The sequence below is a fragment of the Amycolatopsis roodepoortensis genome (assembly GCF_024628825.1).
In the GTDB taxonomy this organism is placed as follows: Bacteria; Actinomycetota; Actinomycetes; order Mycobacteriales; family Pseudonocardiaceae; genus Amycolatopsis; species Amycolatopsis roodepoortensis.
Genome location: NZ_CP102415.1, coordinates 6,834,259 through 6,853,857, shown reverse-complemented (window position 1 = coordinate 6,853,857; position 19,599 = coordinate 6,834,259). Strand labels below are relative to the sequence as shown.

Below are 19,599 nucleotides of genomic sequence, written 5' to 3'. Positions count from 1 at the left end.
AATCGATGAGGTTGTCGCTCGGGCAGGAGCGGCTGTGGCTGGTGCAGCAACTCGACCGGACCAGCGCCGCGTACAACATCCCGATCGTCTTCCGGTTCCACCACGGTGTCGACTTCGCCGTGCTCGACCGGGCGCTCGGCGCGCTCGTCGAACGGCATCCGGTGCTGCGCTGGCGGTTCGTCGTGGACGAGTCCGGGACACCCACCGCCGTGCCTACCCCGGGTTTCCGCATCCCGGTGGCCCGGCGCACCGCGGCCGACGACGACTGGCGGAAGCACACGGCCGATCTGGTCAGCGAGCCGTTCGACCTCGCGGCGGCGCCGCCCATCCGCGCGATGGTCGTCGAATGCGCCGACGGCTCGGCGGTGTTGTGCGTGGTGAACCACCACATCATCACCGACGGGCGGTCCATCCAGATCGTGACCGAGGACGTCGTCAAGCTGTACCGTTCGGAGACTCCAGCGCCGCTGGAGGTGACTTACGAGGAGTACGTCGCGTCGCAGCGCGCGGCCGCCGATTCGGTGGCGGAGCACATCGACTACTGGCGGCGTGAGCTCGACGGATTCGAGCCGCTTCGGCTGCCGGCGGACCGGCCGCGTTCGGGCAACCCCGGCTTCGCGGGCGACCACGTCGATTTCGAATTGCCCGCCGACCTGACGAAAGCCTTCAGTTCCTTCGCGCTGCGGAACCGATGCGCACTGTCCAGTGCCGTGGCCGCGGTGTTCCAGGCCCTGCTGTCCCTCCATTCGGGACAGGAGGACATCACGATCGGCACGGTACTGGCCGGTCGGGACGACCGCAGGTTCGCCGACGTCCTCGGCTTCTTCGTGAACACCGTGGTGCTGCGCGCCCGCATCACGCCGTCGATGTCGTTCCGCGAGCTGCTGAAGGTGACGCGCACCAAGATGGTCGACGCCTACGCCCATCAGCAGGCGCCGTTCGACCAGGTGGTCGCGGAAGTCCGGCCGGAACGGGACGCCGGGCGCAACGCGATCTTCGACGTCGTGGTCGTCCACAACGGCGAGATCCCCGCCGACGGCGAAGACGAGATCTCCAGCGTGCCATGGGCCGGGGTGGCGACCCGGTTCGATCTGGAACTGGTCACCCATGTGCAGGACGGGAAGTTGCACGGCTCTCTGGTGTTCCGCACCAGCCTTTTCGACCGCTCCACCGCCACCCGGCTCGTCGGCAGGCTCGTCCGGCTGGTCGAACACATGCTGGAGCACCCCGACGAGCCGCTTTTCGAGGCATTGCGCGGGCAGCTCGACTACTGGCGCAAGAAACTCGACGGCCTGCCCGCGGCGCTGGAGCTGCCGACGGACCGCGCACGCCCGCCGGTGGCGTCCTATCGCGGCGGCTCGCTCTCCTTCCCCGTGGATCCGGATGTCCGTGAAGCGGGCCGCCGTCATGACGCCACCCTGTTCATGACGTTGCTGGCGGCCTTCGACGTCGTACTGTCCCGCTACGCCCGCACCACCGACGTCACGGTCGGTGTTCCCGCGCCCGAGGCGAAGATGCTGGTGCTGCGCAACGACCTTTCCGGCGATCCCACCTTCGCGGAGCTGCTCGGCCGCGTGCGGGAGACCACGCTCGGCGCGTACGCGAACCAGGACGTCCCCTTCGAGCGTCTCGTCGAGGAATTCGCGCCGCGACAGGACTTCAGCCGCAATCCTCTAGCCCAGGTCGTGCTCCGGGTGGTGGACGAGCCGTTGTCGGCCGTCGCACCGGCCGGGAGCCGCTCGGAACCGTTCGATCTCGAATGCCTCGTGTCGGACCGGGCCGGAGTGCTGGAGGCGCGGATCGACTACAACGCCGAAGTGTTCGACCAGGTCACGATCGAACGCTTCGTCCGGCACTTCCGGCGGCTGCTCGCGTCCGCCGTGGCCGAGCCCGAACGGCCGCTTTCCGCTTGGCCGATGATGGGCGATTCCGAGGTCCGCCTGCTGACCGAGGACTGGAACGCCACGACCGCGGAGCTGCCCTCCCCGGCGACGGTGCCCACGGTGTTCGCCGCACAGGTGCGCGACCGTCCACAAGCGACAGCGCTGGTCCGCGGCGACGATTCCGTGACGTACGAGGAACTCGACGTCCGGTCCAACCGGCTCGCGCACCGGCTGCGCACGCTGGGCGCCGGACCGGGGACCGTCATCGGGGTCTGCCTGCCGCGCTCCCCCGGCCTGATCACCGCGTTGCTCGCGATCCTCAAGACCGGCGCCGCCTATCTGCCGATCGACCCGGAGTATCCCGAGGAGCGCCAACGGCTCCTGCTCGCCGACGGCCGGGCGCGGTTGGTGATCACGACCGATCTGATCGCCGATCCCACGCTCGACCAGGAACCATCGGCCGCCCTCGAGACCGAGGTAGGCCCGCGCGACCTGGCCTATGTCATCTACACCTCCGGCTCGACCGGCCGTCCCAAAGGCGTCGAGATCGAGCACCGGTCGATCATCCGGCTGGTCACCGGGCTGCCGGACGGCATCCTCGGCCCGGACGAGGTGGTGCTGCACGCGTCGGCGATCTCCTTCGACGCGGCCACCTTCGAGATCTGGGGCGCTCTGCTCACCGGAGCGACCTGCGTCGTCTCCACCGAACGAGTGCTCACCGCCCGGCCGCTCGCGGACGCGATCACCCGGCACCGGATCAGCACGGCGTGGCTGACCTCGTCGTTGTTCAACCACATCGTCGACGAGGACACCGCGGCGCTGACCGGGCTCCGGAATCTGCTCGTCGGCGGTGAAGCGCTGTCCGTCACCCATGTCCGCCGTGCCGTCGCCGCGCTGCCCGGCACGAAGTTCTTCAACGGATACGGCCCCACCGAGTCCACGACGTTCGCCACGTGTCACCCGATCACCGCCCCTGTTCCCGAGAACGCCAAGGGAATCCCGATCGGCCGTCCGCTCGGGAACACGCGGGTCTACGTCCTCGACGAGCGTGGCGGGCTCACGCCGACCGGGGTGCCGGGCGAACTCCACGTGGCGGGCCCCGGTGTCGCCCGGGGCTATCGGGGACAGCCGGAACTCACCGAGGAACAGTTCGTCCCCCACCACGAGCCGACCGGTGAGCGGCTCTACCGGACCGGGGACGTCGTGCGGTACAACGCCGACGGCGATCTCGAGTATCTCGGCCGCGTCGACGACCAGGTCAAGATCCGCGGCTTCCGCGTCGAACCCCGCGAGATCGAAGCCGCGCTGCTGGCCCGGCCGGAGATCACCCAGGCCGCCGTCGTCGCCCGTGAGGACGGCTCGGGTCAGAAGCGGCTCGTCGCCTATCTCAAGGGCAACGTCGACGACACCGCTCTGCGTGCGGAGCTGCGCCGGGAGCTGCCGGAGTACCTGGTGCCCTCTGCGTTCGTGTCGCTTCCCGAACTCCCGTTGACCATCAACGGGAAACTGGACGTCCGGGCGCTGCCGGAACCCGGAGACGGCACCCGTGCGGACGAGGCCGCCCCGCCGCGAAACCCGACCGAGGAGAAGCTGGCGGCGATCTGGGCGCAGGTCCTCGGCCGTGAAACCGTCGGCAGGGACGAGAGCTTCTTCGACGTCGGCGGGCATTCCCTGAAGGCCGCGCAACTCGCGGTCCGGATCGGGGAGACCCTGCGGATCGACCTGCCACTGCGGACGCTGTTCGAGCGGCCCACGATCGCGAAGCTGGCCGAAGAGATCAACGGCGACCGGCGGACCACCGTGCGTTCGTTCGATCCGCCGGCACTGTTGCGCGGTGTCCTCCCGGAGTCGTTGCCACCGCGGGGATCCGGTGCCGTGTCGGAAATACTGCTCACCGGTGCCACCGGATTCGTCGGGGCGTACCTGGTCCGCGAGCTGCTGGCGCGCGAGAACGTGCGGGTGCACTGCCTCGTCCGTGCCGCCGACGAACGGTCTGGATGGCGGCGGCTGCGCGAAAACCTGGACCGCTACGGCCTGCGGGACGACGTCGACGAGAAGCGGATCAGCGTGATCCCCGGCGATCTCGCGGTACCCGGACTCGGGCTGACCGACACGGTGTTCGCGCGGCTCGCGGGCGAAATCGACCTGATCTGCCACAACGGCGCCTGGGTCGACGCGCTCTCCAGCTACGAACAACTCGAAGGCGCCAACGTGGGCGGCACCCGCGAGCTGATCCGGCTGGCGGCCACCACCCGGCTCAAGCGGCTGCAGTTCGTGTCGACCATTTCCGCCGGTGAGGAGAACGGCTCCCGCAGCGGATACGCGGAGACCAAGGCGCATGCGGAGCAGCTGGTCATCACCGCGTACGAGCGCGGGATACCGGCGGAGATCTGCCGTCTGCCCCGGATCGTCGGGGATTCGAGGACCGGGCAGGGGAACACGCGGGACATCATGCTGCGGGTGCTGCGGAACATCCTCGAACTCGGCGCCGCGCCCGACACCGAGATCGAGGAACCGTGGATCGCGGTCGACGAGACGGCGGGCGCGCTCGCCCGGCTCGGCCTGGACCGGCGGCCGGACGGCGGCCGGTTCGTGCTGGCGGGCGAACGGCCGATGCGGCTGACGTACCTGGTCGAGCTCCTGCGGAACGCCGGTACCGACATCGGCACCCTGCCCGTGGCGGATTGGCTCTCCGCTCTCGAAGCCCATTCCCCCGAGGAACACGCCATCCTCAAGCTGCTCTTCGGCTCCACTTCGTCGAGCGGCCGCCCGAGCAGCGAATTCGAGCCCGTCGTCGTGCCGAGCCCCGACGACGGCGCGCTGCTCCGTTACGTCGACCGAATGCTCGTCCGGACCACTGCTGAAGGGCTGTCGCGAAAATGACCCGTGAGAACCGGCCGGCCCTGTACCGGTCCATGAAACTGATCCGCGAGTTCGAAGAGCGCTGCCTGGCGATGGCCATCGCCGGGGAGATCGACGGCGGGATCCACCCGTACATCGGGCAGGAGGCCGTCGCGGTGGGCATCTGCGCGAACCTGACCGGACGCGACGGCATCACCAGCACCCATCGGGGCCACGGTCACGTGCTGGCGAAGGGCGCGGAACCGCGCCGCCTGCTCGCCGAACTCCTCGGCACCCTCGAAGGGTTCAACAAGGGCCGCGGCGGATCGATGCACGCGGCGGACATGAAGCTGGGCATCCTGGGCGCCAACGGAATCGTGGGCGCGGGCGGCGCGATCGCCTCCGGCGCCGCGTGGGCGGCCAAAGCCCGCGGCGATTCCGACGTCGTCGTCAGCTTCTTCGGCGACGGGGCGATGAGCCAGGGTGTCCTGCTGGAAGCCTTCAACCTGGCCGCGATCTGGTCGCTGCCGGTGCTGTTCGTCTGCGAGAACAACCAGTACGCGACGAGCCTCAAACTCGAAGCGGGGCTGGCGGGGGGCGCGGTCCGGCGCGCCGAAGGCTTCGGGCTGGTTTCACGCAGCGTCGACGGCATGGACGTCGAAGCGGTGGAGAGCGCCGCGGCCGAACTGCTCGAAGGGGTTCGCGCGGGGCGGGGTCCGGCGTTCCTGGAATGCCGGACGTACCGGTTCTTCGGGCACCATTCCGTGCTCGAACTCCTCGGGGTCGAGTTCCGCGACCCCGACGAGGTCGCCCTTTGGCGCACGAAGGACCCGATCCCGCTACTGGGCGATCAGCTCGGCGAAGACGTCGTCGCCGGGATCGACGCGGCTGTCAAGGAAACCATCGACGAGGCGGTCGAGTTCGCGAAGAACGCCCCGTCGCCCGACCCGAAGGACGCACTCATGTATCTGTACGCGGGAGCCACCGCCGTCCGGCCGGGGGTGAGCCTGTGAGCGGGCTGCCTTCGCCGGAGAACTTCGGCTACATGCACGCGATGAACCGTGCCCTGCACGCCGAGATGGCTGCCGACGAGGACGTCTTCCTGCTCGGCGAGGACGTCGGCGTCGGGGCGAGCGGGGTCACTTCGGGGCTGCTGCCCCGGTTCGGCCCGGAGCGGGTGCTGGACACCCCGCTGTCCGAACAGGCCTTCACCAGTTTCGGGACCGGTGCGGCGATGGCGGGCAGGAAACCGGTGATCGAGTTCCAGATCTCCTCGCTGATCTACCTGGTCTTCGAACAGATCGTGAACCAGGCCCACAAGTTCTCCCTGATGACCGGTGGGCAGGTCCGGATCCCGGTCACCTATCTCGTGTCCGGATCGGGTTCGCGGTTCGGCTGGGCGGGCCAGCATTCGGACAACCCGTACAGCCTGCTCGCACACGCGGGGATCAAGACCGTCGTCCCGGGTCTGGCCGCCGACGCGTACGGGCTGCTGCGGGCGGCGATCCAGGATCCGGATCCGGTGGCCGTGTTCGCTCCCTCTCCGCTGCTGGGCGCGACGGACGTCTCGTACGCGGGCGAAGAGGACATCGTGCCGCTGGGGCAGGCGAACGTCGTCCGGGAAGGCGGCGACCTGACGGTCGTGGCGGTGGGCCAGCACGTCGGTACGGCGATCGAGGTCGCCGAGAGCCTCGCGGACCGGGTCGACATCGAGATCGTCGACCCGCGCACGGTGTACCCCTTCGATTGGGAGTGCCTGCGCAAGTCGGTCGACAAGACCGGGCGGCTGATCGTGATCGACGACTCGAACCGCATGTGCGGGCTGGGCGCGGAGATCGTCGCGACCGCGGCCGAGGAGTTCGATCTGGTGGCACCCCCGAGGCGGGTCTGCCGCCCGGACGGCACCGTGATCCCGTACGCCCTCGCCCTCGACAAGGCCCTGGTGCCCGGGGCGGCGGAACTGACGGCCGCCGTCGACGCGGTACTGCGGTAGGAGGACCCATGGAAACCTCGGATCGTTACCGGCGGACCCAGGACGCCTTCGACGCCGTGCTCGCCACCGTGCGGCCGGACCAGTGGGACGCGGCCTCGGCGTGCGAACACTGGACGGTGCGCGACGTGACCGGGCACGTCATCTGGGGACTGGAGGTGCTGCGCCATCACGCGTCGGGCCGGGAGTTCACGGTGGAGAACGGGCCCGCGGGTTCGGCGAAGCCCGGCGAGCTGGCCGGTGAAGACCCGCTGGCCGCGTGGCGCGCGGCCAGGGAAGCGGCCGATGCCGCCGTCACCGGCGAGCTGCTCGTCCGACCCGCTCCCGCGTGGTACGTCGCCAACCGTCCTGATGCGACGGTCACGGACTACCTGGCGCTGCTGACGTTCGACACGCTGGTGCACACCTGGGACATCGGTTCCGCGCTCGGGCAGGACGTGCGCATGGATCCGGACATCGTCGCGCCGTCGTTCTCGCTGGCCCGGCTGATCATCAGCCGCACGCCGGGCACCTTCGGACCGCGGGTGAAACCGCCCGCGGACGCCGGCCCGCAGGAGCGGTTCCTGGCCTTCCTCGGCCGCTCGGCCTGAGCCCGGCGTTTCGCACGTGGCGATGGCGAGCCTTCGGTCCAGGTGGTCGTGAGTGGCGTTTCGGGTTCTAACCCGAAACGCCACTCACGACCAGCCGCACCGACTCGCTTCACCTTCGCCTTGACGCCCACGGCGCGATCGCTATAGGTTCTAACTATAGCGACAAGCGCTAACGCATCGAAGGGGAAGTGTCATGTTCCGCACCGCACGCCGCCGGATCACCAGCCGCGCCGCCCTGCTCACGCTCCCGCTGGCCCTCGCCGGCGTCCTCGGCGCCACGGCGCCCGCCCAGGCGGCTCCCGACCACCACACCAAGCCGGCTTCGCTCACCTGCCAAGGCAAAGGCATCGACCGATCCGCCAAGGTGCACTACCGGACCGAGATCTTCGTCAAGGCACCGATACGCACCATCTGGAACCTGCAGACCGACGTGGAGGCCTGGCCGTCCTGGCAGAACCCCGCCATCCCCGTCACCATGAAACGCCTGGACGACGGCCCGTTGCGTAAGCATTCCCGCTTCCAGTGGACCATTCCCGTCCCGCCCGGTATGCCCTACCCGCCCGGTGACGTGACCATCGTTTCCACCGTCCGGCAACTCCAGCCCGGCAAATGCCTCCGCTGGACCGGGCCCCTCGACGGCCCCGGCGGCATGCACATCGACGGCGTCCACGTCTGGAACTTCGTCAAGGTCGCCGGCGGCGTCATCGTGCGCACCGAGGAGAGCCACACCGGCCCGCAGGTCGACAAGGACGTGCCCGGCTCCACCGCGATGCTCGGGCAGGGCCTCGAAATCTGGCTGAAGGACCTGAAGAAGGCCGCCGAAAGCCGGAACCAATAAGCTCCTCGCATGGAGATCATCGGGCCCGCCGACGCGCTTCCCGGACACCGGGTCCGGCGGGTCGCGGTGGCGGGCCCCGCGGGATCCGGCAAATCGACGCTGGCGCGAACCCTGTGTGAACGCATGGGGATCCCGTTCGTCGAATTCGAGTCCTTCTTCCACGCGCCGGGCTGGACGGTGCGGGAGACCTGGCAGGCCGACGTCCTGGAATTCGTGGCCGGTGACGAATGGGCCATCGAATGGCAGGGCGAAGAGGTCCGGGAACGGATGACCGAGCGGCTGGACGTCCTGGTCTGGCTCGATCATCCGCGCGCCATGACCGTGGCGCGCACGATCGTGCGGACACTGAAGCGCCGCGTGGGGCGCGGTTCGAAGATCGCCGGCGGCAACGTCGAGGGCCCGCTGCGCACGTTCTTCACCGATCGCGATCACATCGTCAAGCTCGCCTGGCGCTACCACCCGATGATCCGGGCACGCGTGCGCAAGGTCATCGCCGAGAACCGGTATCCGGACCTCGTCGTCGTCCGGCTGCGTGGTCAGCGCCAGGTCGATCGCTGGCTCGACGGGCCGTTCGCCCGGAACCTCCGCTACGGCGCCGGCAGGTGACTGTCCGATGAGGACAGCGGGCGGCTGCCCCGAACCGCCACCCCCCGCGGACCTTTCGGGCAGTCCTTGATCACCGGGGTTGTCCCGGTACGCGCCCGGTGGTAACGATACGGGCGGGCCGGGACGGCCGGTCCACCCTCCGTGCTGGGAAGCCGAGGGTGTTCCGCCTCGTCGACCTCGTATTTCCGCCGATCGTGTTCCCATCCCAACCAGGCCAAGGCGACGCATGCAACCCAATTTCGACGCAGGTGAGGACTTCGCGCTCCTTTTGGAGCGAGAGGCCAAGAAACTCGAGGAAAAAGCCCAAGCCCTGACGGCCGCGTTCACCGCCTCGGCGTCCACGGTGACCTCTCCCGACGGCTCGGTGACGGTGACGGTCGAGGCCAACGGCTCGTTGAGCGCCATCGAGTTCGGCAACCGGGCCACCTCGCTGGGACCGGCCCGGCTCTCTTCTCTGGTCATGCAGACGGTGCGCACGGCCCAGCGCAGGACCGTCGAGAAGGTCACCGAGTCCTACACCGAGATCAACGGTGAAGACGAGGCCGCGCAACTGGTCCGCACCTTCCTGCCGAAGGTGGAGGACGAGGAGACCGCGCCGGGCGACCCGGAACAGGACAAGTGGGCGCCGGAGGCGCACAACGAGCCGCCGCGTCCACAGGCGGGATACCGGCCGCCGCCACCGCAGGCCGGTCCCCCGATGCCGCCGCAGCCCGGCCGTCCCGTGCGGCCGCCGAACCCCCCGGCGCCGCGACCCCGGCGACCGGCCTCCCCCGACGACGACGAGATGAGCCCCTGGTGACCGGATTCGGTGTCAAGACGGAAGCCATGACCGAGTTCGCCGGTCACCTCGACAAACTCGAGGACGCGCTGCGGAAGAGCGCCGACATGGTGGGCAGTTGCGTGGCGGATCCCGGCATCTTCGGCATTTTCGGCGGCCAGATCTACGGCGCCGGCGCGAGCATGCACTGCGGGAAGGCGCGGGACCACCTCAACAAGTACTCGGAGAACGTGCAGGAGTTTTCGGACAGGGTTCGCGAAGCCGCGAAGAAGTACAACGCCAACGAGCAGGAGACCGAGAAGCTGATCACCGACGCCGGCAAGGGGATCGACGAGGTGAAGGTCAAGTGAGCGACGAGTACCACCGCAACGATTTCGGGAACAACACCGGCACGAAGGCCAGCGACTTCAAGGACGAGAAGAACAGCTTCCTCGCGGGCAGCGGCGACACCACGGGCGCGGGCTTCTTCGATTCCGCGTTCTCACTGAAGAAGGCCGTCGACGAAGGGGACAGCCTCAGCATCGGACTGGCCTCGGCGGGGATGGCGATCGAGATCCTCGGCATGGTCGCCGATCCGATCGGATCGCTGCTCACCGCCGGGATCGGCTGGCTGATCGAGCACATCGTCATCTTCCGCTGGCCGTTGGACTTCCTGCTGGGAGACCCGAAGGGCATCGAGGCGGCCAAGACCGCGATCTACAAAGAGGGCGCGGAGGTGCGGGAGTGGGCGAAGGACCACGACGCCGCCACCAAGAAGTTCATGGAGAAGTGGACGGGCGAGTCCGCCGACACCTTCCGGGCCGACATGGAGGGCGTCGCCGCCCAGATCGAGGCGCTCGCCGGGTACATCGAATTCGCGGGCAAGCAGATGGGGATCGCCGGCGCGGTCATCGGCGCCGTCCGCGGCATCGTCCGCGACATCATCGCCATGACGCTGGCAGGCATCCTCAAGGCGGCGATCGTGGCGGTGGCACTGGCGCCGGTCACCTTCGGCGGTTCGATCATCGCGGCGATCACCTCCATCATGAGCACGGTCGCCGTGGCGATCGCCAAGATCGCCAAGCAGATCGCCGACGTCGCCAAGAAGCTCGCCGAGATGCTCAAGATCCTGGCGAAGACCCGCGGCGCGGCCGACGACGTCGTCAAGCTGACCCTCGGCGGCGGCAAGATCACCCTGCCCAAGCCGAAACCCGCTGGTGGCACACCGATGCCCGGTGGCAAGAAGCCGATCGAGGGCCCGCCCCCGAAGCCGGGCGACGGCACTCCGGACGCGACGCCCGACGCTCCGAAGCCCAAACCGGAGAAGCTCAGCGACATACCCCCGAGGGTGGTGCGCGAGAAGCTGGCGAAGGAGTTGGAGGGACATCCCGACGCCGAGAAGATCTTGAAGAGGTACGACTACTGGAACAGCTTCCCGATCGGTGACCTGAAAACGAGGTTCCCGAAGGCGGCGGACGCGCTCGACAAGCTCGAAAAGGGGCTCAAGATCCTCAGCGACCCGACCTACGGCGCGTCGGGCATGGCGGGGAAGACCATCGTCGAGTTGACGAAGGCCATCCCGCCCGCCGTGAAAGAGACACCGCCGGAGGAGAAGGAAGAGCAGTAAGGGGCAGGCGGCCCTGTACCGGTGTTCCGGGACAGGGCCGCCTGTGCTTTCGTTCGGGTCATGACTGAACGGGTGAACATCTCCTCCGGCGGCGACTACGAGACGGTCTTCGGCTACAGCCGGGCGGTACGCGTCGGCGAGCACATCCACGTCTCCGGGACCACGGCGCGGGAACCCGCCCGCTCGGGTGACGCGTACGAGCAGGCCGTGGCCGTGCTTTCGATCATCGAGGCCGCGCTGCGGGACGCCGGCTCGAGCCTGGTCGCGGTGGTCCGCACGGTCACCTACGTCACCGACATCAAGGACGCCGACCTGGTGGCACGGGCACACCGGGAAGCCTTCGGTGACGTGCTGCCCGCGGCCACCATGGTCGAGGTGTCGGCGTTGCTCGACCCGAAGATGAAGGTCGAGATCGAGGCCTACGCCATCGAGAAGTAGCTCAACCGCCGTGATCGTGGCCCGGCATCGGGAGCAGCCGTGACACGCTGTCTTCGGTGCCGGGGGCGACGATGACGAACTGGCCCATCATCCCTTTGTCCTCGTGGCGCAGGATGTGGCAGTGGTACATGTAGGGCGCCGCCGGATCCGCGTGGCGCCCGAATTCGACGGCGAGTTTCACGGTGGCCTGCTTCGGCACGTAGACGGTGTCCTTGGGACCGGCGAGATAGGCGGGCGGCGGCGCACCGTCGATCTCGAGAACGCGGAACGCGACTTCGTGGATGTGGAAGTTGTGCGTGTAGGTCGTGTTGTGGATCTCCCAGATCTCGCGCGCGCCCGCCGGGACGACCTCGTCGATCCGCGTCATGTCCATGTCCCTGCCGTTGATCTCCGAACCGGTCAACGTCATGCGCCGGACGCGGGCTCCCGGCGGCGCCTCGGGCAAGACGGCCGCGGAAAGCCGCTCCGGCAACGGTGACGGGTCGCGTCGCGGTCCCGTCGCGATGATCTTGAGCAGGTCGAAGTCGCCCTCCTCGATGTCCGTCGCCGCCTCGGTCCGCTCGCCGACGCTCCGGAGGACCACCTGCTCGCCGGGAGCGAAGGAGGCGACGATCTCCAGCCGTTCGCCGGGGCTGAGGACCGCCCGCCGGACGGCGACCGGTCCGGGCAGGAGCCCGCCGTCGGTGGCGATCACATGGAATTCGCGCCCATCGGCGAATTCGAGGAAGTAGATCCGGGCGTTCGACGCGTTCAGCACCCGGAACCGGGTCCGGCCGGCGGGCACCTCGACGAACGGATCGAACGTGCCGTTGACCAGGATCGTGTCGCCGATCAACCCGAACGTGCCGCCGAAGTCCTCCACGAGCCGCCCGTCGGAGTCGAGCCGCTTGTCCTGGAGGATCAGAGGGATGTCGTCCACCCCGTATTCCGACGGCAGCCCGGTTGCGGCCGGCTCGGCGTCGACGATCTGGATCATCCCCGCCAGGCCGCGATAGACGTGCCGGGCGGTCTGTTCATGGGGATGCGGGTGGTACCAGCCGGTGGCGGCGGGCTGGTCGACCGTCCACTCCGGACGCCAGGTCGACTCCGGAGCGATCGTCTGGTGTGGACCGCCGTCCATCCGCGCCGGCAGGCGCATCCCGTGCCAGTGCAGCGTGGTCGGCTCGCCGATCCGGTTGGTGACGGCCATCGCCACCCGGTCACCGCGGCGCATCCGCAGCGTCGGACCGAGGTGGTCGGCGTTGATCCCCCAGGTGTCCGCCCGCTTGCCCGGGATCAGTTCGGTGCTTCCCGTGCGGAGGGTGAGCTCGAACCGGCGGATACCGGAGGCGTCCGGGTCCGGCGACAGCAGCGGCGGCACCCGCAGGCGGTTGGCGAACGCTCCCGGCGGATGAGCCGTTCCCGCCGAACAGCCCGCGACACCGGCGGCCACGAGCGCGCCGAGTTTCAAGAAGGAACGTCGGTCCATGGCGTGATGGTCGCGGCGGCGGGGTGCCCGGCGCGTCGGCCGGGAACGGTAGTCCGGGAAATCCGACCGGCGCGGTACGTCATCCCGGTGCGGTAGGCCATTGCCCGTCACGGACGGACGCGCCGCGGGACGGGCTCGGCCAGAGTCGCCACCATGAGAAAACTCGTCACGGCGGCGATCGCCGTCGCCGCCTTCCTGACCGGTTCGCCCGCGCTCGCCGAGCCGGGCGGACTCGACCTCACCGTGACCCCGTCGGGCTTCACCGCGCCGTCCACCACCCGTGCGGGCGTCCTCACCCTGAAGGTGCGGTCGGAAGACCCGGCGGGCGCGTGGGTGGGCCTGGTGCGGCTGCGCCCGGGAGTCGCGCTCGAAACCTATACGCGGCACCTGAAACAGGCGATGTCCGACGATCCCGCGGACGTGATGGCGGGCGGCAGGGCCGTCACCGCCGACGCGGAGATGTTCGGCGGGGTCGCCGTGGCCGCCGTCCCGGCGGCGGCCGATATCGCCGTGTCCCCCGGGGACTACCACCTGGTGGATTTCCGCGACGTCGCCGAGCCGGATTTCCTCTCGCGGATCCGGCCGCTGCGGATCGGCGCCGGGACGACGCCGAACGCGGCCAAGGCGACGGCGGCGATCGTCGCGACCGACAGCGGATTCCTCGCGCCGCCTTCGCTCAAGTCCGGCGCACCGGTGTTCGTGCTCAACGCGTCCGGGCAGTTCACCGAAGCCATGCTGCTTCCGGTGCGGCCGGGGACCAGGCTCACCGATCTCGACGCCTTCTTCGCCCGCACCGGGCCGAGCCCGTTCACCGGCCGCCCGACGGGGGTCGTCCCGCTGTCACCGTGGCGCTCGGCGATACTCACCACGGCGCTCCCTCCCGGCGAGTACGCGCTGGTCACCTGGGTGCGCGACCTGCGCACCGGGGAACCGCTGGCGCTGCGCGGCGCGCGTGCCCTGGTGCGCATTGCCTGACATCACAGAGGTCCTGATGAGCGTGAGACGACCCACGGCGGCCGAGACCGCGGCCGGGATCGGCGTCGCGGCCCTCGTGGCCGTCTCGGCGGTGACGCGGATCGGGCCGAGCGGACCGGAAGGAACGCTCGGCCCGCTCGGTGCCGTCCTGCTCGCACTGCTGGCCGCGCTGCTCACCGCGCGCCGGATGTTCCCGTTCGGCGTGCTGGTGGCGGTCAACGCGGTCGTCGCGGCGTGGTTCGTCCTCGACTTCCCCGGCAGGCTCATCACCGTGGCGGCACTGATCGCCTGCTACACCGTCGCCGCCGAACGCGGCTGGCGGCTCGGCGCGGCGGCCTGGGCGGTCACCGCCGCGGTGTCCACCGTCGTGGTGCACGGAACCCTCGGTGTGACGTGGTTCGACGACCGGGCGGTGAACGCGCTTTCGCTGGAGCTGGCCGCGGTGGCGCTCGGTTCCGCCGTCCACTACCACCGCGCGTACGCCGCGGGCGCACGGGAACGGGCACTGCGAGACCGGTTGCGGGAAACCGAACAACGGCTGGAGATCGCCCGCGAACTGCACGACGTGGTGGGCCACACCATGGTCACGATCAGCGTGCAGGCGGGCGTCGCGACCCATGTGCTGGAACGGAACCCGGAACAGGGCGCGGCCGCGCTGCGCACCATCAAGACGGTCAGCGACGAAGGGCTGGCCGAAGTCCAAGCGTTGCTCGGCATGCTTCGCGTCGACGGAACCGCGGCCGACCGTGGCGGCCTCTCCCGGCTGGAGACCCTGCTGGACGTGACGCGGGCGACCGGTGTCCCGGTGGAACTCGCGGTGGAGGGCGAACGCCGTCCCTTACCGCCGCGGGTGGACCTGGCCGCGTTCCGGATCGTCCAGGAAGCACTGACCAACGCTCGGCGGCACGCGCGGCCGGCGTCGATCCGGGTCCGCCTGCTCTATGGTGACGACGTGCTGGAGATCGGGGTTCGCAACGACGGAGCGGGCGAGAGCGCCCCGTCTCTCACCGGTGGCAACGGGATCTCCGGACTGCGTTCGCGGGCCACCGCCTTGGGCGGGACCCTGCACGCGGCGCGGACCGGTGAGACCTTCGAGGTCACCGCCACGCTGCCGGTGGACCACTGATGCCGATCCGGGTGCTCATCGCCGACGACCAGTCCCTGGTCCGGGCGGGCTTCCGGGTGCTGGTGGAGTCCGAGGACGACATGGAGGTCGTCGGCGAGGCCGGAGACGGCGCCACCGCGGCCGCCCTCGCCGAACGCCTCCGCCCCGACGTGGTCCTGATGGACGTGCAGATGCCCGGCACCGACGGGATCGAAGGCATCCGGCGCATCACCGCGAATCCGGAGCTTTCGGCGGTGCGCGTCCTCATCCTCACCACTTTCGACACCGAGGAGTACGCGGTCGCGGGCATCACCGCGGGCGCGAGCGGTTTCCTGCTCAAGAACACCGCACCCGCCCAGCTCCTGCACGGCATCCGGGTGGTGGCGGGCGGCGAGGAGCTGCTGGCCCCCGGGCTGACCCGAAGGCTGATCGCGCGGCTCGTCACCCCCGCGCCACCGACGGTGAACGACACGGTGTTCGCCGAACTCACCGTCCGGGAACGGGAAGTCGTCGCGCTCGTCGCCGAGGGGCTGAGCAACGCGGAGATCACCGCCCGGTTGTTCATCAGCGTGGCGACGACCAAGACCCACGTCAGCCGCGCGCTGAGCAAACTCGGCGCCCGCGACCGGGCTCAGCTGGTCGCCATGGCCTATCGGCACGGCCTGGTCAGCCCACCCGAGCCCGGCCGGTGAACTAGCCGCGCCCCTCGACGCGGTAGGTCACATGGACCGCGTTCCTTCCGGCGGCCGCACTCATCTGGGTGAGCGACGCGGAATCCGCGCCCTCGAACAGGCGGGTGCCGCCGCCGACCATCTCCGGCACGACATGCAGCCGCAGTTCGTCGACCCAGCCACCGGCGAGCGCCTGCCGGACGACCGAAGCCCCTCCCGCGATCACGACGTCGCGCCCGGCCGCCGTCTCCTTCGCCCGCCGGAGCGCCTCCTCGACACCGGTGACGAAGGAGAACCGGGTCGGTCCCTTCACCAGATCGGGTTCTGAGCGATGAGTGACCACGTACACCGGCATCCCCCAGGTCCCGTCCTCGCCCCACAGCCCGATCCCCACGTCGAACAGCGTCCTGCCGATGACGAACGCCCCGGTGTCCTCGAACATCACCCTGGCCGCCGCCTTGTCGACGTCGTCCGGGTCCTCCATGCTCCACGCGGTGAGCCGCTGTCCCGCGGTCCCGAACGGCGCGTCCACACCGACGCCTTCTCCCGCCACGTACCCGTCCAGCGACGGGCTGATGTCGACGATCGTCTTCCCCACCGGGGCCTCCCTTGTCCGTTTCCCTGATTGTGGGCACGGGGCCGCGCGGTCACATCCGTCCACAGTGGTACATCCGCCCGTACTCCGTGGGGATGACGGCTACCTCCCGAAAGAGCCGACGAGTGCTTCGGGAGCTTCGCGCGTCTCGTAGAGCTTCCAGAAGGCGTCGGCGAAGACGTCCGGATGGATCACCTCGGGCTCGAAGTCCATGGGGCTCGCGGTGAGCGCCTGATGCGGCACGCTGCCCTCGATCAGCGCGCCGACGTTGACGGCTCCGGCGTACACCCCCTTCTCCGCGAGCACGGCGTTCAGGTTGTGGAAGTAGTTCCGAAGCGCGGCCTGCGCCATGCCGACGTTGCCGAGGAAGGGCGCCGGGTACAGGCCGGATTGCCCGGCGGTGAACAGGATCGCGCCGTCGCCGCGCTCGGTCATGGCCGGCAGGACGGCGCGCACGACTGCCACCGCGGAGACCAGGAAACGGTCGAGGACGAGCCGGAGGTTCTCCGGATCCACGTCGAGCACCGGCACGATGCCCTCACCCATGGTCCCGCCGCCGGGGTTGAACGCGACCGCGTCGATCCGGCCGATCGCGCTGACGGCGGACGCGATCTGCGCCGGCTCGTAGACGTCGGCGACGAAACCGTTCGCTTCGATGCCGTCGCGGCCGAGTTCGGCGACGAGCGCGTCGAGGTTCTCGGTGGTGCGCGCGACGAGGGCGATCCGGAAGCCCTCGCGGCCGAAGCGGCGCGCGAGCGAAAGTCCCAGCACCGGTCCGGCGCCGAAGATCGCGAGTGTCTTGGTCATCTGTCCTCCAGAGTTAAGTTGAGGTCTCCCTCAACTTATACCCATAACTTGAGGCCTCCTTCAACTTGACTACGATGCCGTCATGACCAAACCCCTGCGGAAGGACGCCCAGCGCAACCGTGACCTGCTGGTCGAGGCCGCCAGGGGGCTCTATGCGGAACGTGGCCTCGACGTCGCGCTCGAAGAGATCGCCAAGACCGCGGGCGTCAGCATCGGCACGCTGTACAACCACTTCCCCCAGCGCGCGGATCTGGTGAACGCCGTGTTCGCCGACCGGACCGAGACCGTCGCGAAGCTCGCCGAGCACGCGCTCTCCCTCGACGACGCGTGGATCGGCTTGACCTCCTTCGTCGAACGGGTCTGCGAGTTGCAGGCCGCCGACCGCGGTTACAACGAACTCGCCTCGACGCGTCCGCCGCAGGCCGAAGACCTCGAACGCGGCTACGAACTCATGGCCCGGATCGTCGACCGCGCCAAGGAGAGCGGCGCTCTGCGCGCGGACTTCACCCTCGAGGACATGGCCTTCGTGACCTGGGGGATCGCGCGCACCGTGGAGGCGACCGCGGCCGTCCGGCCGGAGGCGTGGCGCCGCCATCTCGCGCTGCTGTTCGACGGGATGCGGGCGCCCGCCGCGAAGCCGTTGCCGGAGCCCCCGCTGCTGCCCGGGGAACTGGCCCGGATCATGGGCGGCTGCGGCTGAGGGCAACCCTCGGCCCCTCCGGTGCGTGTCCACCCCGGAGGGGATCCCATGAAGACGAAACTTCTGCTCATCGCTCTGACACTGTTCGCGACGACGGCCTGTTCCGGGGAGCCGCCCGCGGCCCCCGCGACGGTCACCGTCACCCCGTCGTCCTCTACGCCTGCCGAGCCGGACGCCAAAACCGTCGCCTGGCTCGACGGACTGTGCGGCGCGGTGTACGGCTTCATGAAGGCTTCCAGCGATCACGCGACCAAGCAGCGATCAGGAACCGAGGTGACCCGCGGCGCGCTGAAGGAGGAACTCGGGGTCCGCGCGGGATTCGCGGGCAAGGCCGTCGACGACCTGGCCGCGCTGCCCCCGTCGCCGATTCCCGGCGGCGACACGGTGCGGAAGTCCCTTGTGGACCAGTACACCGCCGCGAGGGACGCGGCGGCCGCGGGCAAGCAGCGGTTGGAGAAGTCCGGGAACCAAGCCGCCATGGACGCGGCCATCAAGGCGATGGAAGCCACGCAGAAGCCGATCACGGGGACTCCCGATCTCCTGCCCTCGCTCAAAATCGAGACGCCGGAGCTGAGGGCCGCCGCCGCGGCGGCCAGGAAGTGCGTGCCCGCTTGACTCGTGCGCGGTGAGGCGGCGTGTTGCGAAAGCCACTTTCGCAACACGCCGCAGGAGTAGATCGCGACGCGGGTCCGGTGATGCCGGGAGAGGTCGCGAAAGCCACTTTCGCGACCTCTGATGTCCCGAAAGTGGCTTTCGCGACGTGCGCACAAGGCCCGAGAGGACACGGACCAGGGCTCAGGCCGGCGGGGTGAAACCGGGCGGCATGACCATCGGCCGCCCGGTGTTCAAACCGCCGTCGACGAGAACGGAAGTCCCGGTCAGGTAAGCGAAATCCGGTGACGCCAGGGCGAGCACGGCCGAAGCGATCTCCGCGGCTTCCCCCATCCTCGGCAGGCCGTGGACGTTCAGCGGCCCCCAAGCCGCCTTGAAGCGCGCCCACAGGTCGTCCGGGATACCCGGCGGGCGCACCAGCTTGGTATCGATCGTCCCCGGATCGATCGAAAACACCCGGATCCCCTTCGCGCCGTAATCCAGCGCGGCCGCGCGCACCAGACCTTGCACGGCGCGTTTGCTCGAGGTGTAGGCGGCGTGCCCGGGCCTGGTCTGGTCGGCCTGCGCCGACGCGGTGCAGACGATCACCCCGCCGCCCGCCTTCAGCAGATGCGGCACCTCGTACTTGATCGAGAGGAACACGCCGCGCGCGTTGGTGCGCTGCACGTCCTCCCACTCGTCGAGGGAGATCTCGTGCAAGGGCTTGCCGAGGTGGATCCCGGCGTTGTTGAACGCGATGTCGAGCCTGCCGTACCGGCGGACGACACCATCCACAAAGGACTGGACCTGCTCGGGCACCCGGACGTCCGCCCGGAGATAGGTCGCTTCCCCGCCCGCGCGGCGGATCTCCCGCTCGACCTCGCGCCCGAGTTCTTCCCGCCTGCCACAGAATCCGACCTTCGCGCCGGCCGCGGCGAAGGCGATGGCCGCCGCGCGGCCGATCCCCGACGTCGCCCCGGTGACGAGCACGACCTTGCCCGCGAACCGTCGCCGGTCTTCCCCGGCCGTGGCCGGGTTCGCCGCCACCATCGTGACACCGGCCGCCACCGCGCCGCCGAGCACCGCGCGCCTGCCCACTGTTCCGCCCACGATTTCC

General features: G+C 69.6%; 19 protein-coding genes. 15 read left to right on the top strand and 4 right to left on the bottom strand.

Annotated features, from left to right (window positions below; genetic code table 11):
• The first annotated feature begins 5 nt into the window (after positions 1–5).
• The 10 genes from NQK81_RS32820 (at position 6) to NQK81_RS32775 (ending at position 11,570) form a co-directional block, all read left to right on the top strand.
• The gene (locus tag NQK81_RS32820; RefSeq protein WP_257484564.1) at positions 6–4,766 is read left to right on the top strand and encodes a non-ribosomal peptide synthetase; all 4,761 of its coding nucleotides are present in this window, start codon (positions 6–8) and stop codon (positions 4,764–4,766) included.
• Positions 4,763–5,737 (top strand): thiamine pyrophosphate-dependent dehydrogenase E1 component subunit alpha, encoded by a 975-nt coding sequence (locus tag NQK81_RS32815; RefSeq protein ID WP_257484563.1) that lies wholly within the window; start codon positions 4,763–4,765, stop codon positions 5,735–5,737. The genes NQK81_RS32820 and NQK81_RS32815 overlap by 4 nt, the downstream gene beginning before the upstream one ends.
• Complete coding sequence (locus NQK81_RS32810) at positions 5,734–6,717, top strand: alpha-ketoacid dehydrogenase subunit beta (protein ID WP_257484562.1); 984 nt, start codon at positions 5,734–5,736, stop codon at positions 6,715–6,717. Before NQK81_RS32815 ends, NQK81_RS32810 begins: the two co-directional genes overlap by 4 nt.
• 8 nt (positions 6,718–6,725) lie before the next feature.
• Positions 6,726–7,304, top strand: a complete 579-nt coding sequence (locus NQK81_RS32805; protein WP_257484561.1) for a TIGR03086 family metal-binding protein — start codon at positions 6,726–6,728, stop codon at positions 7,302–7,304.
• Positions 7,305–7,497: 193 nt separating this feature from the next.
• A complete protein-coding gene (locus NQK81_RS32800) occupies positions 7,498–8,142 on the top strand; it encodes an SRPBCC family protein (RefSeq protein WP_257484560.1) in 645 nt (214 codons plus the stop codon).
• Between the two features lie 9 nt (positions 8,143–8,151).
• Positions 8,152–8,748, top strand: a complete 597-nt coding sequence (locus NQK81_RS32795; protein ID WP_257484559.1) for an AAA family ATPase — start codon at positions 8,152–8,154, stop codon at positions 8,746–8,748.
• Between the two features lie 226 nt (positions 8,749–8,974).
• Complete coding sequence (locus tag NQK81_RS32790; RefSeq protein ID WP_257484558.1) at positions 8,975–9,547, top strand: YbaB/EbfC family nucleoid-associated protein; 573 nt, start codon at positions 8,975–8,977, stop codon at positions 9,545–9,547.
• Positions 9,544–9,876, top strand: a complete 333-nt coding sequence (locus tag NQK81_RS32785; protein WP_371878821.1) for a hypothetical protein — start codon at positions 9,544–9,546, stop codon at positions 9,874–9,876. The genes NQK81_RS32790 and NQK81_RS32785 overlap by 4 nt, the downstream gene beginning before the upstream one ends.
• Positions 9,873–11,132, top strand: coding sequence for a proline-rich domain-containing protein (locus NQK81_RS32780; RefSeq protein WP_257484557.1), 1,260 nt, complete (start codon positions 9,873–9,875; stop codon positions 11,130–11,132). Before NQK81_RS32785 ends, NQK81_RS32780 begins: the two co-directional genes overlap by 4 nt.
• Positions 11,133–11,192: 60 nt before the next feature.
• Positions 11,193–11,570: a RidA family protein gene (locus NQK81_RS32775; RefSeq protein WP_225949325.1), complete on the top strand. Its 378-nt coding sequence runs from the start codon at positions 11,193–11,195 to the stop codon at positions 11,568–11,570.
• A gap of 1 nt (position 11,571) precedes the next feature.
• Here the strand turns inward: NQK81_RS32775 and NQK81_RS32770 are convergent, their stop codons facing one another.
• Positions 11,572–13,038, bottom strand: coding sequence for a multicopper oxidase family protein (locus tag NQK81_RS32770; protein WP_257484556.1), 1,467 nt, complete (start codon positions 13,036–13,038; stop codon positions 11,572–11,574).
• Positions 13,039–13,191: 153 nt separating this feature from the next.
• Between NQK81_RS32770 and NQK81_RS32765 the strand changes: the two genes are divergently transcribed.
• Genes NQK81_RS32765 through NQK81_RS32755 form a run of 3 tightly spaced genes read left to right on the top strand, consistent with a single transcriptional unit; the run spans position 13,192 to position 15,810 of the window.
• Positions 13,192–14,013 carry a hypothetical protein gene (locus tag NQK81_RS32765; RefSeq protein WP_257484555.1) on the top strand — a complete coding sequence of 274 codons (822 nt, stop codon included), beginning with the start codon at positions 13,192–13,194 and terminating at the stop codon, positions 14,011–14,013.
• Between the two features lie 16 nt (positions 14,014–14,029).
• The gene (locus tag NQK81_RS32760) at positions 14,030–15,139 is read left to right on the top strand and encodes a sensor histidine kinase (RefSeq protein WP_257484554.1); all 1,110 of its coding nucleotides are present in this window, start codon (positions 14,030–14,032) and stop codon (positions 15,137–15,139) included.
• Positions 15,139–15,810: a response regulator gene (locus NQK81_RS32755; RefSeq protein WP_257484553.1), complete on the top strand. Its 672-nt coding sequence runs from the start codon at positions 15,139–15,141 to the stop codon at positions 15,808–15,810. Before NQK81_RS32760 ends, NQK81_RS32755 begins: the two co-directional genes overlap by 1 nt.
• A 1-nt stretch (position 15,811) precedes the next feature.
• Here NQK81_RS32755 and NQK81_RS32750 read toward each other — a convergent pair whose 3' ends face one another.
• Both NQK81_RS32750 and NQK81_RS32745 read right to left on the bottom strand, forming a co-directional pair.
• Positions 15,812–16,387, bottom strand: coding sequence for a dihydrofolate reductase family protein (locus tag NQK81_RS32750; protein WP_257484552.1), 576 nt, complete (start codon positions 16,385–16,387; stop codon positions 15,812–15,814).
• A 99-nt stretch (positions 16,388–16,486) separates the two neighbouring features.
• Positions 16,487–17,191, bottom strand: a complete 705-nt coding sequence (locus NQK81_RS32745; RefSeq protein ID WP_257484551.1) for an SDR family NAD(P)-dependent oxidoreductase — start codon at positions 17,189–17,191, stop codon at positions 16,487–16,489.
• Between the two features lie 82 nt (positions 17,192–17,273).
• Between NQK81_RS32745 and NQK81_RS32740 the strand changes: the two genes are divergently transcribed.
• Both NQK81_RS32740 and NQK81_RS32735 read left to right on the top strand, forming a co-directional pair.
• Positions 17,274–17,891, top strand: coding sequence for a TetR/AcrR family transcriptional regulator (locus tag NQK81_RS32740; RefSeq protein ID WP_257484550.1), 618 nt, complete (start codon positions 17,274–17,276; stop codon positions 17,889–17,891).
• Positions 17,892–17,939: 48 nt separating this feature from the next.
• Positions 17,940–18,506 (top strand): hypothetical protein, encoded by a 567-nt coding sequence (locus tag NQK81_RS32735; RefSeq protein WP_257484549.1) that lies wholly within the window; start codon positions 17,940–17,942, stop codon positions 18,504–18,506.
• Positions 18,507–18,686: 180 nt separating this feature from the next.
• Here the strand turns inward: NQK81_RS32735 and NQK81_RS32730 are convergent, their stop codons facing one another.
• Positions 18,687–19,592, bottom strand: a complete 906-nt coding sequence (locus NQK81_RS32730) for an SDR family NAD(P)-dependent oxidoreductase (protein WP_257484548.1) — start codon at positions 19,590–19,592, stop codon at positions 18,687–18,689.
• Positions 19,593–19,599 lie beyond the last annotated feature (7 nt).